The following is a 12,044-nucleotide window of genomic DNA, read 5'->3' as shown; positions in this document are numbered from 1 at the left end:
TACATGCAATAAGGTCTGTTTCCCGGAAGTCCCTTTAAAGGCTTCATAAATATCCATGCTGGCATCCACTTCCTGCCCATTCACCGCCAAAAGGTAATCTCCTACCTTTACATTCAAACCCGGTTCAGATAACGGAGCATTCAGACTTGGGTTCCAACTCTCAGCCGTATAAATCCGCTTGATCCTCCACTTCCCGTTGGCAATTTCATAATCTGCTCCCAATAATCCAGTAGCCAAGGTATCCACGGCTGGAAAATCTCCCCCAAATACAAAACTGTGGCCTACTGAAAGCTCACCATTTAATTGATCCAACAAATAAGTCAAGTCCTGACGGTGTTGGATGTAAGGAATCAAAGGATTATAGCGCTCCCAAACATCATCCCAATCCCTGCCATGGGTAGCTGAATCATAGAAATAATCCCTTTCATAGCGCCAAGCTTCGGTAAAGATCTGTTCCCATTCTTTTTTACGGTCCAGCTCCATCCTCAATTCCATTTTGACCAGGCCATCCGAGGGACTTGGATTCTTGTCCACCGTAACTACCTTCCAATTTCCAGCAGAAAAATAAAGTAGCTTTTCCCTATTATGGGCTATTTTCACCCGACTTACCCCTTTGGTAAACTCTTCGAATTTTTTGCCTTCGATGGTAAACTTATGCAAGATCAATCCAGGACCTCCGGAACCGGATTCTGCAATAAAGGCCGTTCCTTTTTTACCTGCCATTGCAAAACTGTACGACTTGACCGGAATAGGTAAAGCCATGGTCCGTTCTTCCAAACCTTCCCAGTCAATCTTCACAGAGACGTCCCCGTTATTTTTTTTATCATTTTTATCCTCGGTTTTTTCCAGTTCTTCCTCATCACTTTTCAAAGGAAAAGGCGTCTTTTCATCTTTTGAAAGTACGATCAGATAAGCTCCCTGTTTGGCTTCAGCAGAAATGGCAGAAGTATTGGCCCAGCCCGAACCGAGCGCCAAATTGGTGCTCGCCAAAAAATACAGGTATTTGCCAGAGGCATCCCAACTCGCAGAAAAGGAATCTGCCAATGGATTGGTGACAGGTTGGGTTTGATTTTTGTCCACTGACCACACATATATCCTGCGGAACATGTTCGGTCCGGTTTTGCTGTAGGACAGCCACTTGGAATCCGGCGACCATTCCAGGCGCATATTGCCCCTTTCTATGTTGACCCCTCCGTAATCTACGATCCGGATATTTCCACTGCTTACCTCTAAAATCTTTACATAAACTTTATTATCCACAAAAGCGATAAATTTGCCGTCCGGTGACCAGGTAGGTTCCCATGCCATTTTGGATTCACCTATCGGGATCTTTCTGACTTCTCCCAATCCATCCTGAGAAGTCAAGAAAAGTTGGTAAGCTTTTCCTCCCTCATCAGAAAACCAGGCCACCTGATCTCCCTTGGGGGACCAAATCGGCAACCTGTCTGCCACATCAGTGGACCTGCTTAGGTTGCGGGGACTGCCATCTTCTACCGGGACGGTGAAGATTTCCCCCCTGGCTTCCAGAACAATCCTCTTGGCATTGGGGGAAAGACTGGCATTGGTGGCGCGGGATGTGACATTTTCCCAGCGGGCCTCTGCCCAAGGGAAATCTCCTTTGACATGAATCTCTAAAGCTTTGGTAGTTTTTGTCTGCGGATCAAAAAGATGCAATAAGCCATCTTTTTCAAAAATCAACTGCCTGCCATTTCCGGAAAGCCACATGATGTCTGAACCTTCAAATTTCGTCTCTTGTGCCAATTGTGCATTGCTTGGATCAAAAGACCAGATATTACTTACCCAATCCCTATCAGAGAGAAAATATACTTTCCCTCCAATCACTACGGGGTGAACGTCTGTGGTCCGCTCATTGGGAATCTTGGCTTCCGACAAATCCTTGAGATTGGTAATGAGCAAAGGGGTATTCTGTCCCCCCCGATAAGCCCTCCAGGTTACATCCCAGCGGGAAATAGGCTCGACGACCAACTCCTCCTCTCCCAAATAAGCCGCTCTTACACCCCTTGGCAAATTAAAGGATTCCGAAGGACCACCATCCACAGATACTTTCCAAAGTCTGCTATATCCTACCGGGGCAGTATCTCTATTGGACTCGTAAATGACATGTTTGCCATCAGGTGTCCATCCTACCACATTGGCCGCAGCAGGATGCCAGGTAAGTTGCCTGGGGCTTCCTCCTTCTACTCCTACCACATACACTGCATAAGCACCTGTGCGGTTAGAAGAAAAGGCTATATGCTTTCCATCTGGAGAAAACTTGGGATTCCGTTCTATGGCAGCTGTACTTGTCAGTCTTTTGGCTTCTCCCCCATTGATCTCACTCAACCAAACATCAGCACCATATACAAAAGCAATTTGGTTTTCACTTATATCCGGTTGCTGTAAAAGGCGGGTGCTTTGGGCATCAAGGGTGAGATGCGACCATAAAATCAACAAAAAACTGAAGCAAATTTTGGAGAATAGTTTGTCAAACATGGTAGAAGAATCAATTATTGGCGATTTTTTTTGTTTTTGAATGAATCTTGAATTTAAACAATTTTCAACGGTTTTGAATAATAGTTTTTGAAACTACCGGACAATATTATATCGCAATAATGCCAGCAGGTAGGATTTCAGAGAATAAGAAGTAATCGGAATCTTGATCACTTTCTCAAAAACGGCTGTATCCTACCATAAGTCAAGCATCTCCAAAGCCACTCCAAAGGGCCAAACAGGAAATATTTCAACCAAATGGGACTGACGATCAACTGAATAATCCATATACCGATTACAAGATAATACAGTTGATAATATTCCCATTCGGCATATTGATTAAGCCCATAGCCGAAAAAGACCAAAGTACAGATGACAGAATGCATGACGTAATTGGTAAAAGCCAATTGTCCCACAGCCCTTAAACCATTCATCAAACTGGTAAAGTAACCTTTTTGATACAGCACAATCACCAAAGCCACATGTGCCATCATGATGAGGATCCTTTGGAAATCATAGATCAAATTTACCCACATGATGGAATGTTCTTCAATGTATTTCAGTCCTGCTTCCACATTGGGAAAGTGGATGGTATTGTACACAAAGGAAAATATCACCAAGGGTAATCCAATGCCATATCCTATCCAGATGGTTTTGATATACTGGGCAGTAGTCCATTTCATGGTCAGAAAGCCCCATTTATACAGGGCGATACCTAACAGCATCAAGGCCAACATATCCCATACAGAAAAAATCAGATACTTGGTCTGTCCGTCAAAGGCTTTTGGCCGGATATGTCCGGCTACATCGGAATAGCTTCCTTTCATCAGGGCTGTGTTTTCCACCACTTCTTCTTTGTTGGGAATCATTTCCTTTCTCGTTTCCTCCCAGGTTGCTATGGCCTCCAATTCTTTCTCACCAAGCGCTGCTCCAGCTTCCTGCTTCTCCATAGCTGCTTTGGCTTCCAGATATTCCCCCCTGATATTTTGCATAAATAATGTACTTGCCACAAAGCCAATAATCGCCACAATAGGCACCCCCAGAGCTAGGTACTTGGGCTTCATTTTTCTGAAAAGAAAAGCCAGCATACCAATCAGTCCGTAGAAATAAAGAATATCTCCCAACCATAAAATCAAATGGGCATGGGCAAGTCCAAATAGGGTCAACCAAATCATGCGCTTGTAAAACAGCCAAGTGGCAGATTTTCCTGCCTTTTCCTTGTTAGTGGTAAAGAGGACTATTCCCGCGCCAAATATCATGGAAAACAAAGCCCGCATTTTACCCTCAAAGAAAATGACATTGACGGCATGAACCCAAAAATTGGTATTAGAGGTGTCTTGTGACCATGGTTCTGTGAAGTATTCCTCCATGGAAAAATAGGGAATATTCAATATCAAAATACCCAAAAGTGCTACCCCTCGGATGATATCAATGATATCTATCCTATTTACCAATACGGATGGACTTGAGGAATGGTCAACCAATTCGGTTTCTGTGGTGGTTTGTAGGGGCATGGCAAAAAGGTTTACATGAAGAACAACTACCAAAAGTAATTATAAATCAAGGACTTTGCCATCACATAATGATGTGATTTTTTGTATCCGAAACACTAAATTAAAAATGGAGAAATGCCTGACACTTCGATCAGGTAGAGTTGAGCCTTGAATAATACTGCTCCGGTATTTCCTTTCAATGTCCTGCCTTCAAATGGTCAGGAATTAATTAACTTTGACTAAACTACTTCAATGTATCATGAAAAAACTCCTGTTTTTCTACAAAGAGTTGATGTCCTCTTTTTGGTTTGTACCAGTACTAATTATCTCAGTATCTGTTTTATTATCCTTTGCGCTGGTAATTTTGGATAATTCCTTATCGATTGATCATGAGGGCTGGGTTCGCTACTTCCTTGTCAATAGTGCCGACTCGGCAAGAATTATCTTATCTACAATATCCGGTGCGATGATTGGTGTAGCGGGAACGGTTTTTTCAGTCACGCTTGTGGCATTGACCTTGGCTTCCTCACAGTTTGGCCCAAGGCTGATCAAAAACTTCATGTACGTCCGGCTCAATCAGGTTGTACTGGGATCTTATATCTCCACCTACTTGTACTGCTTACTTGTCCTTAATGCCATCAAAGAAAGTGACAATTATACCTTCATTCCCTCTATTTCAATTCTATTGGCCATTTTTGCTGCCGTAGTCAATATTATTTTATTGATCATTTTTATACATCAGATTGCCATAAGTATCCAAGCTGACAAGATTATAGCTGATATTTCAGATTTGTTATCCAAGCAGGTTGGGGAGCTTTTCCCTGAGGAAATGGGAAATGAGTTTAAAGAAGAACAAAATTTGAAAGAAGAGGCTGATTATTCATCTTATCAAAAAAAAATCCCTCTTAAATCCTTAAAGGGTGGATATATTCAATACATCGACAGTGAAACCTTGATGGAAATCGTAACAGAAAGTGATTCTCTTTTAAAATTACATCACAGACCGGGAAGTTTTTTAGTGAAAGGTGGAGAGCTAGGGATAATCTATTCAAACCAGGAATGGAAAGAAGGGGATTTGGAAAAAATCCTGGATCAGTTCGTCATCGGAAAAACCAAGACTTCCCAACAGGATTTGGAGTTTTCTATCCACCAAATGGTAGAAATTGCTTCAAGAGCACTTTCTCCGGGTATAAATGACCCCTTTACTGCCATTGCCTGTGTTGATAACCTAACAGGCATAATGTCTTATCTGGCAGATGCAAAATTCCCATCCAAATATCGGGTAGATGATGATGGTAAGCTCAGGATAATTTCAGATGTTTTGGATTTTGAAGGAGTTTTGGCCGCTGCTTTCAATCAAATCAGACAATTTTCAGAGGGAAGTACCGCAGTAATCATCAGATTGATGGAAGCACTTACAACCATTTTAAAGTTTACCAAAAAAGAGTCCCATAAAAAAGCAGTGATCAAGCATGCTGAGATGGTTTATAGAATGGGTAAAGAAACCATGAAAGAGGAAAATGACCTTTTGGATTTGAAAAAAAGAGCGGAAAAAATACTTCAATTTTAAGTGATTTGTTTTAAGAACATTTTTAGGTACCCGCATTTATTATCCATTATGGACTAGAAAGAAAATATCAGATAAAATAATCTGAGTATCCTTAATCTTACACGTAGTAGAATTATATTTGGTTTTTATGGGATCAAGTGAAATTAAATCAAATTTCTAAACTTGATCTAATACACCACAGTATCCGAAGATAACACAGGCAACTCATACCCCCCATATTCCAATCTTGCCAAAAACCTCGCAATTTCATCAGAGTTAATGTCTTTGGAGGCTGGAGTAGCATAAAAAAATATACCTTCAAGGGAAGGATGATCTGCTAATGCCAACAGATTAGAAAGTTGGAGATCAGAGTAATTCAGGTATAATCTTTTGAGATTTTTCAATTGATGTAAGGCCTCTATTCCCTTCCCTTCAATATTAACCCGATTTATCTTTAATACCGTCAGATTTTCAAATACCATCAAATCATTCCAAACAGTATCATCCTGATCGGTGCCGCTGATATCCAAGTAGGCAATATGTGAAGCAATGGCTTGGAAATCCTTAAATTTCAGCTTTTGGTTAGCAGAAAAATTGATGGCATTGATTTTCAACAAAGGGGACTCCTGACTGATGGGCGCTACCAAAAGGCCTGATTTTCTAAAAGGCATCAATATATCCTCCGATAATTGGCTTAGCGCTGTTTCTGGAAAGAAAACATCCTTTTCTTCCGGGAAATACATATGGATCATTTCCTTCTCTACTCCAGCCTTTGCCAAACTCAGCTCAAAGGAAGCACCGCTTTCCAGCCATTTATGGATCAAAGCCACTTCCTGCTTGGAAGGCTGTCTTTTATCCTTGGGCGGCATATGTTCCTTGTCTTCCAAAGGCAATAACATCCTTGCCAATAGGGTACTCTCCAAAGGTGACCGATGGTCCAAAACTCTCCCGCTTTTTCCTCCTTTTTCCATCATTTCAGGGCTACTGAGGACCAACTCCCCTTTCCTGTTTTTTTCATTATGGCAAGAGTTACAGTTTTGGGAAAGTATGGGATGGATGACATCTTGGTAAAAAATGGCCTCTCCCCAGTGCTGCTCGTCCAAACTGATCTTAGATACCTCTGCAGACTTCGAAATCCCCAACAACCCCTGAAATCGATCGGGTATCACTTCTGTAAAGTACTCCGATCCATGGGTCAATTCCCCTCCAAAATGTCCAGTGAGCATTAAAATAAACACCAAACCTATTGACATCCCCCTGACTTTTGAATCAATGAACTTAACCTTATCCTTCAGATACAAATAAAACCCCAGGGAAAGTAATGTGGTCAAAAGGCCCAAAATCAGGTGTTTGCTCACCGTATTGAAGCTGTAACCTTCTCTGAGGTATAATATAATTCCAGAGGCCACGGAAAATAGAGCCGCTATAGTCCCCCAGAAGAAAGCTATTCTGATCGCTGGAAGAAATTCTTCACCCTCTTTTTTAGCATAAAAAACCAGAATACTGCCAAGGATCAAAAAACCAATGGGTAAATGAACCAATACAGGGTGAAAACGACCAAAAAGGGAGAAAATAAAATCCATAAACTCAGACCAAAATTTCTTTGATGATTTCCCCTTCTACATCGGTCAACCTGAAAGGTCTTCCCTGGAAATCATAGGTGAACTTTTCATGATCAAATCCCAAAAGATGGAGTATAGTAGCATGGATATCATGAACGGACACCCTCCCTTCAATACCCGAAAAACCCAAATCATCTGTCTTACCAAAAGAGGTTCCTTTTTTAATCCCTCCCCCTGCCATCCACATGGTAAAGGCATCTACATGGTGATCCCTCCCCTTGAAACCCATGGTTTTCCCTTCTCTGTTTTCCTGCATCGGAGTTCTCCCGAATTCTCCTCCCCACACCACCAATGTATCCTCTAATAAGCCACGCTGCTTAAGATCCAAAATCAGAGCGGACATGGGTCTGTCTATTTCTCTGCATTTGTTCCTAAAACCCAGGTCCAGTGCGGTATCTTTTTCCGTTCCATGGCTGTCCCAACCCCAATCGTACAACTGTACAAAACGCACTCCTTTCTCTACCAGTTTTCTGGCCAAAAGACAATTATTGGCAAAGGCTTCCTCCCCTGGTAGGGTCCCATACAGTTCATGAATATAATCCGGTTCATCGTTGATATTCATGATTTCAGGTACATCCAGCTGCATCCTGTAGGCCATTTCATATTGGTTGATTCTGGCCAAAATTTCCGGATCACCTACAGCTGCAAATTCTTCCTTATTAACCTGATTGATGGCATTAATGATTTTGCCTTTCAGGCTCCTGTTGATCCCTTCGGGATCATTTAGATAGAGCACTGGATCTCCTTTAGACCTGCACTGAACGCCCTGATAAACCGAAGGCAAAAATCCGCTTCCCCAGACACTCTTTCCAGCATCAGGCGTTTTTCCTCCTGAAGTCAAGACCACAAATCCAGGTAAGTTTTGGTTTTCCGTTCCCAACCCATAAGTTACCCAACTTCCCAAACTCGGCCTTCCCAATCTTGGGCTGCCAGTATGCATAAAGAGTTGGGCAGGTCCATGATTAAATTGATCGGTATGAACAGCCTTTAAGAATGCTACTTCATCAACTATTTTGGAAAAATGTGGGAGAAAATCCGATACCCAAGCACCGGATTGACCATGTTGTTGAAACTTAGCTACAGGCCCCAGTAAATTAGGGACACCACGGATAAAGGCAAATTTCCTTCCTTCCAACATGGATTCGGGACAGGGCTGATTATTGTATTTGACCAGTTCGGGTTTGTAGTCAAACAATTCCAACTGAGAAGGAGCACCTGCCATGTGGAGGTAAATGACTGACTTGACTTTTGGAATAAATGGAGGCGCAAGAGAAGCCAAGGGGTTCAAATCCCTTTCAGATAAATTTAGGCTATGCTTTCCTGAATCAGGTTGACAGGCATTTAGCAACGGAAAAAGAGCCAGACCTCCCATCTTGCTCACGCAATCCATTAGAAAATGCCTCCTTGTTTGCTTTTGGAGTTGCTGCAATTCCAGTTCACTCAGTAATTTATCCAGTCCCTTCATGTTATGGTTTGGTTAAAAACTCATCTAAATTCAATAAGGCATTTCCCACCACGGTATAAGCTCCCCAGCTTTTTCTTTGGGCAAGCGGCAGGTCAGAAGGTAGCAGAGGGGATTTTTCATAATCAAATTCATCAAGAGCCTCCTCATACAGCCGCACCAAGGCCTTTTGTTTTTCCAAAGAAAGCTTTTGAAAAAGCATCTGCTCATAGACTTCTGCGATTGCTTTTCCGGGATCAGTGGGATTTACATCCAACATTTTCTTTCCCAAAGCTACTGCCGCCTCAAAAAATACCGGATCGTTTAACGTAACCAAAGCTTGCAATGGTGTATTGGTAACAATTCTTTTGCCTTGACAGACTTCTCTGCTTCCTGCATCAAAACTGATAAAAGAAGGATATGGGCTAGTCCTTTTCAGGTAAGTGTATATCCCTCTTCTGAACCTGTCTTCCCCTTCACTTTCTTTCCAATATTCCCCGCTGTATACCGTTTGCCAAATACCATCCGGCTGGGGTGGCATGACGCTTTTCCCATACATCTTATCACTCAATAAACCAGCAACAAACAGGGCCTGGTCCCGAATGGTTTCGGCCCCTAATCTAAACCTTGGGCCTCTCGCAAGCCAACGATTTTCCGGATCCATGGCCATTTGCTGTGGACTGATGGATGAAGCCTGTCTATATGTATGGGAGAGTACGATTTCTTTGATCAAGGCTTTGAGGCTCCACTGATGCGTATGCATCAATTCCCATGCTAAATAGTCAAGCAATTCTTTTTGAACTGGTGGGTCGGATTGGGTCCCCATATCTTCTAAGGTACTGACCAGTCCACTTCCAAACAGTTGGTCCCAAATCCTATTGACAGCAGTCCTGGCAGTAAGTGGGTTATCTTTGTCTGTCAGCCAAAGTCCAAAGCCCATTCTGTTTTGAGGCCATTCCTCTTTCCAGGGGTTCAGGGATTCAGGCGTAATGGCTTGGACTTCCTCCCCATGCAGCATCCAATTTCCCCTTTCAAACACATGCGTTTGTCTTTGCATAAAGGAAGGGTTCTCTATCATAATCGGAACTGTCAGAGGCCTATTGTTAAGCAGGTCATGGAAACTGTCCTTGACCTTTTGATGTGCGTCGCTTTGGTCTCCTGGGATTTCAGAAATAAAAGCAAACCAACTGATCGCTGCCGTGGACTGTTGTGCGGCAAGTCCTGGATTTTCTGCATGGATATACAGATCAACTTTTTCAAATATGGGTTTGAATGGAATGCTTCTCGTGATAGCCCCTGTCCGGTCGATGGTAAATTCGCTCAGCACATCTCCTTGCGGCCCTCCCTTTCTAATGGTCATTTTGGTACCATCATATGATGACCAGTAATTCAAAAGCATCCGGTCTGCTCCCCCTGTATAGACATTCTTGAGGTAAGCAGAACCCTTGGGCCATAAACCCAACCATTTGGTATCGATCAACTCTCCATTGATAAAATCTGTGGCTAAGTGTGCATGGTATTTTGGCTCCTGGAAAGTCAAAAATTCCATATATGCCTTGGTTTGCTCTGATACCGCATTTTCTTGCAACCAAGACCTGATTTGATGGAGCTTTAGCTCATCATCTGTTTCATAAAGTCGGATTTTGGGTTCCTCATCGGTAGTATCCTCATCCCGTGAATTGTTAAAAAATGCCATGGAACGGAAAAAATCTTCATGTACAAAAGGATCATAAGGATGGCTATGGCATTGCACACAGGCCATGGTAGTACTTTGCCAGACTTCATAGGTAGTGTTGACCCGATCCAATACTGCCGCTACCCGGAATTCCTCATCCTCGGTTCCACCCTCATCGTTGTTCATGGTATTTCGATGAAACGCTGTGGCTATGAATTGGTCATGTGTAGGATTAGGCAAAAGGTCACCTGCCAGTTGCTCCATGGTAAATTGGTCAAAAGGCATGTCCTGATTGAAGGCTTTGATGACCCAATCCCGGTATGGCCAGATGGTCCTGGATTGGTCCCTTTCATAACCTTTGGTGTCTGCATAGCGGGCCAAATCCAGCCACCAGGAGGCCCATTTTTCGCCATAGGTTGGTGAGTCCAATAAATGATCCACCAAGTGCTCATAGTTAATCTGATCAGCTTTCCATTTATCTACCAAATCTTTGGAAGGTGGAAGCCCTGTAATATCCAGTGAAAGTCTCCTCAACAATTGCATGTGATCCGCTTCATGGGAAGGCTTAAGCCCCTGTGACATTAAGTTTTGAAAGACAAATTTATCAAGAATGTGTACCTCTGATTCCCCGATCTGCTTTTCAAAACCTTTGACAGTTTGGGGGATTTTGGCTTCCTGAACTGGTACATATGCCCAATGCTCCCCCCATTTGGCACCTTGCTTGATCCACTTTTTCAATATATCAATTTCATCTTGGGTTAATGCCGGCCTGTTATAAGGCATTCTCAATTCAGGATCATGTTCCAACACCCTTTTGATCAACTCGCTTTGATTGGGGTTCCCTTTAATGATGGCCGGAAAACCTGAATCATTCACAGCAAATGCCTCATTTTCAAAGAGTAGGCTAAAGCCTCCGTTCTTCTTCACTCCTCCATGGCATGAAATACAGTGTTTATTGAGGATAGGTTTGACATCTGTACTGAAACCCACAGTTTCCTCTTTTCTGGAAAAAAATATGATCAGAACAATGAGTAAAATGGAAGAAAGGATGAATAAAATATTTTTCATGAGGGTCAATTAAGAAGAAATGTCTTAAAATAATCCCTGAAAGTCAAGAACATCAACCTTTTGACAGCGATAAAAAAATATCTAATGGTTTTATCGGTTGCTTAGTAGGGTTTATATTTCAAAGTCATCTCCCCCACTCTTTGCCCCAGTCCCTTTGCCTTCTTTAAAAAAATCTCCTGCACTTCTTTATTGGCAAAATCACCTTCCCCTGTGATTGCCGATGCCCCAAAAGCAGCTTCCAAATCATCCCCTCCGACTATGATCAATCCATGGATCATCATGGAACGGATTATGGCAAACATCGTAGCCTCTTCTCCTATAGAAAACCCTCCACCCGTGACGAAAACCGCTCCAATCTTATCTTTTAAAGGTCTACCTTCAAAGGGCCAGGAATTGATAAACTCCTGCACCTGTGGGGTCATATTGGCATTGTACACTGGGGATCCTAGGATAATAGCCGAGACTTTCAGTATTTCCTCTTTGGTAACTTGCGATACAGGCTTGAGAATATAAACTACTCCTTGGACTTCGGCTACTCCTTTTGCCACTGCCTCGGCCATGGCTTGGGTTTTACCGGATTCGGAGTGGTAGGTGATCAGGATGGTGGGGGGAGATTGGGCGAGGATATTTTGGGAGAAACCCAAAATCATTGCTAAAATCGCCCATACTTTTAGAAGCCGAAAATCAATCATTATCTAAATTCTCT

General features: G+C 42.6%; 7 protein-coding genes. 1 reads left to right on the top strand and 6 read right to left on the bottom strand.

The features are described 5' to 3' along the window. Both QZT73_RS13575 and QZT73_RS13570 read right to left on the bottom strand, forming a co-directional pair. Window positions 1-2,493 (bottom strand): PDZ domain-containing protein (locus tag QZT73_RS13575; RefSeq protein WP_291788666.1); only part of this gene is annotated, 2,493 nt, incomplete at its 3' end. A gap of 167 nt (window positions 2,494-2,660) precedes the next feature. Beyond that, the gene (locus QZT73_RS13570) at window positions 2,661-4,004 is read right to left on the bottom strand and encodes a DUF418 domain-containing protein (RefSeq protein WP_291788664.1); all 1,344 of its coding nucleotides are present in this window, start codon (window positions 4,002-4,004) and stop codon (window positions 2,661-2,663) included. A 238-nt stretch (window positions 4,005-4,242) separates the two neighbouring features. On the opposite strand from QZT73_RS13570, the gene QZT73_RS13565 reads away from it, so the two are divergent. Next, window positions 4,243-5,553, top strand: a complete 1,311-nt coding sequence (locus tag QZT73_RS13565; protein WP_291777143.1) for a DUF2254 domain-containing protein — start codon at window positions 4,243-4,245, stop codon at window positions 5,551-5,553. A gap of 167 nt (window positions 5,554-5,720) precedes the next feature. Here the strand turns inward: QZT73_RS13565 and QZT73_RS13560 are convergent, their stop codons facing one another. The 4 genes from QZT73_RS13560 to QZT73_RS13545 all read right to left on the bottom strand — a co-directional run bounded on the left by QZT73_RS13560 (window position 5,721) and on the right by QZT73_RS13545 (window position 12,030). After that, window positions 5,721-7,115: a c-type cytochrome domain-containing protein gene (locus QZT73_RS13560; protein WP_291788661.1), complete on the bottom strand. Its 1,395-nt coding sequence runs from the start codon at window positions 7,113-7,115 to the stop codon at window positions 5,721-5,723. Between the two features lie 4 nt (window positions 7,116-7,119). Then, on the bottom strand, window positions 7,120-8,619 hold the full coding sequence (locus QZT73_RS13555) for a DUF1501 domain-containing protein (protein WP_291777149.1): 1,500 nt from the start codon (window positions 8,617-8,619) through the stop codon (window positions 7,120-7,122). Between the two features lies 1 nt (window position 8,620). Further along, on the bottom strand, window positions 8,621-11,338 hold the full coding sequence (locus QZT73_RS13550) for a PSD1 and planctomycete cytochrome C domain-containing protein (RefSeq protein WP_291788656.1): 2,718 nt from the start codon (window positions 11,336-11,338) through the stop codon (window positions 8,621-8,623). A gap of 101 nt (window positions 11,339-11,439) precedes the next feature. Continuing rightward, window positions 11,440-12,030, bottom strand: a complete 591-nt coding sequence (locus QZT73_RS13545; RefSeq protein WP_291788653.1) for a flavodoxin family protein — start codon at window positions 12,028-12,030, stop codon at window positions 11,440-11,442. Window positions 12,031-12,044 lie beyond the last annotated feature (14 nt).

The sequence above is a fragment of the Cecembia sp. genome, assembly GCF_007126775.1.
In the GTDB taxonomy this organism is placed as follows: domain Bacteria; phylum Bacteroidota; class Bacteroidia; order Cytophagales; family Cyclobacteriaceae; genus Cecembia.
This window is presented reverse-complemented; position numbering and strand designations above follow the sequence as displayed.